Source organism: Flavobacterium sp. (assembly GCF_044368625.1).
GTDB lineage: Bacteria > Bacteroidota > Bacteroidia > Flavobacteriales > Flavobacteriaceae > Flavobacterium.
Map to the genome: position 1 here is coordinate 1 of NZ_JBIPPD010000367.1, position 3,018 is coordinate 3,018.

General features: G+C 27.9%; 4 protein-coding genes. All 4 read right to left on the minus strand.

The annotated features are described in order from the left end of the window. Nucleotides 1-587, minus strand: a 587-nt coding sequence (locus tag ACIQ2X_RS16670) for a hypothetical protein (protein WP_396180137.1), incomplete at its 3' end; no start/stop codon positions are given. A gap of 39 nt (nt 588-626) precedes the next feature. Further along, nucleotides 627-1,460: a NosD domain-containing protein gene (locus tag ACIQ2X_RS16675; RefSeq protein WP_396180138.1), complete on the minus strand. Its 834-nt coding sequence runs from the start codon at nt 1,458-1,460 to the stop codon at nt 627-629. Nucleotides 1,461-1,595: 135 nt separating this feature from the next. Then, nucleotides 1,596-1,970, minus strand: a complete 375-nt coding sequence (locus tag ACIQ2X_RS16680; RefSeq protein WP_396180140.1) for a hypothetical protein — start codon at nt 1,968-1,970, stop codon at nt 1,596-1,598. Nucleotides 1,971-2,083: 113 nt separating this feature from the next. Then, a partial coding sequence (locus ACIQ2X_RS16685; RefSeq protein ID WP_396180142.1) for a NosD domain-containing protein occupies nt 2,084-3,018 on the minus strand: 935 nt, incomplete at its 5' end.

Sequence of the window (3,018 nt, forward strand, 5' to 3'; positions counted from 1 at the left end):
TGATTTTGTTCTAACAAATGAATTGCATTTGGATTTACTGATAACATTGACCAATCAATATTATTTATATTTTTTTCCAATAAATTAATTGCATTTGGGTTTTGAGATAGGTAACTCCAATCAATTTTTCTAGGATATTTTTCTAACATAATAATTGCATTTGGATTTTGCGATAACATATCCCAGTTTATTTCGCCCATATTTTTTTCTAATAAAGGGATTGCAGCTGGGTTAGTCGATAAAAAATCCCAGTCAATTTTATCTAAGTTTTCTTCTAATAAAGGAATTGCATTTGGATTCAGCGATAAATTAGTCCAATTAATTTTATCTGGATTTTCCTTTAACAAATGAATTGCATTTGGATTTGCAGATAACTCTTCCCAATCAATTCTATCTTGATTGTTCTCTAACAAATGAATTGCATTTGGATTTGTAGATAAGTTTCTCCAATCAACACGTTCATCAACAACATATTCTGGTCTAGTATACATACCACCACGTTTTTTATATTCGGTTCTTCTTGAATTTCTTCGTTTAGTTTTCCTTAAATTTCTTTTTTTTAAATCTGTTCTTTTAGATTTTCGCATTATATAATAATAAAATATTAAATAATAAATTTCAAATAATTATGCGTTATCAAAATTTTCAGCATATTCATCCATTTCCATTCCATGCGTGTCTGCCATGCGTTGTAATCTTTCAGGATGCATTACTTTTGAAACCAATTCTTCAGCAGGAACCTTATTCTTTTGATTCATTTTGTTATAATTATATCCTCTAACAATCATATGAATTGCGTTTGGATTCCTTGATAAATAACCCCAATTAATATTATCTGGGTTTTGTTCTAACAAATGAATTGCATTTGGATTTGCTGATAAATAATTCCAATCAATTCTATCAGGATTTGCTTCTAATAAATGAATTGCATTTGGATTTCTTGATAACTGATCCCAATCAATTTTATCCGGATTTTGTTCTAATAAATGAAATGCATTTGGATTTGCTGATAACATAGTCCAATCAATTCTATCAGGATTTGCTTCTAATAAATGAATAGCATTTGGATTTTCTGATAATGATGGCAAAAAAATTCTATCTGGATTTTGTTCTAACAAATGAATTGCATTTGGATTTGCTGATAAATTCTCCCAATCAATATTATATGGATTTTGTTTCAATAAATGAATTGCATTTTTATTGCCCGATAACATACTCCAATTGATTTTATCTGGTTTTTCTTTTAACAAATGAATTGCATTTGGATTTTGAGATAACCAAAACCAATTGATTTTATCTGGATTTTCCCTTAATAAATGAATTGCATTTGGATTTGTTGACAACACTGTCCAATCAATTCTATCAGGATTTGCTTCTAATAAATAAATTGCATTAGGATTTGCTGATAAATTTCTCCAATTAACACGTTCATCAACTATATATTCTGGTTTGCTATACATGCCACCACGTTTGTTATATTTGTTTCTTCTTGAATTTCTTCGTTTAGTTTTCCTTAAATTTCTTTTTTTAAATCTGTTCTTTTAGATTTTCGCATTATATAATAATAAAATATTAATAAGTATTATATAAACACTTTATGCATTATCAAAATTTGCAGCATATTCATCCATTTCCATTCCATGTACATCTGCCATGCGTTGTAATCTTTCTGGATGCATGACCTTTGAAACTAATTCTTCAGCGGGTTCCTTGTTCTTTTGATTCATTCTATTATAATCATATTTTATAAGCATATCCAATGCATTTGGGTTTTTTGATAATTCATCCCAACGAATTTTATCTGGATTTTGTTTCAATAAATCAATAGCATTTGGATTGCTTGATAAGTAATTCCAATAAATTTTATCTTGATTCATTTCCAAAATAGGAATTACATTTGGATTTGGATTTGCTGATAAATTGTGCCAACTAATACGTCTATCGATAATATATTCTGGTTTAGTATTCATGCCACCGCGTTTATAAAGACGTCTTTTGTGTGTTTTTCTTTTTCTGCAAAAGTTTTTCTTAATATATTTTTTGCTTTTTCGCATATATATATATATATATATTAAGAAAATAATTATTTTTTATCTTCTTCATTGTGACTATAATTATCTGAATTATAATCATCTGGAACATTACTAAATGTATCGATGTATTTACCCATTGATATTCCATGTGATTTTGCCATACGACTTGCTCTTTCTGGGTGCATTACTGTTGAAATTAATTCTTCAGCAGGGACCTTGTTCTTTTGATTCATTTTGTTATAATTGTAACCTGTAACAATCATATGCATTGCATTTGGATTTGCAGACAACATACCCCAATTAATTCTATCTGGATTTTGTTCTAATAAATGAATTGCATTTGGATTTTCTGATAAATAACTCCAATTAATTTTATCTGGATTTCGTTCTAATAAATCAATAGCATTTGGATTTTTTGATAAATAATCCCAATAAATTTTATCTTGATTTTGCTCTAACAAATGAATTGCATTTGGATTTGTTGATAAATCATCCCATTCAATATCGCGTGGATATTTTTCTAATAAATGAATTGCATTTGGATTTCTAGATAACCATTCAAAATCAATATTGCGTGGATTTTGTTCTAATAAATGAATTGCATTTTCATTACGCGATAACATTGACCAATCAATTTTGTCTGGATTTTGTTCTAATAAATGAATTGCATTTTCATTACGCGATAAAGTCTCCCAATCAATCTTATCTGGATTTTGTTCTAATAAATGAATTGCATTTGGATTCTGTGATAAAAAATGCCAATTAATTTTATCTGGATTTTCCCTTAACAAATGAATTGCATTTGGATTTTCTGATAAAAACTTCCAATCAATTCTATCTGGATTTGATTCTAATAAATAAATTGCATTTGGATTTAAAGATAAATTTCTCCAAACAACACGTTCATCAACAATATATTCTGGTCTAGTATACATACCACCACGTTTTTTATATTTGTTTCTTCTTGAATTTCTTCGCTTAGTTT

Bases quoted from the DNA above. Each gene is read 5' to 3' on its own strand.
- ACIQ2X_RS16675 (WP_396180138.1), bottom strand. From the start codon at position 1,460: ATGTATAGCAAACCAGAATATATAGTTGATGAACGTGTTAATTGGAGA.
- ACIQ2X_RS16680 (WP_396180140.1), bottom strand. From the start codon at position 1,970: ATGAATACTAAACCAGAATATATTATCGATAGACGTATTAGTTGGCAC.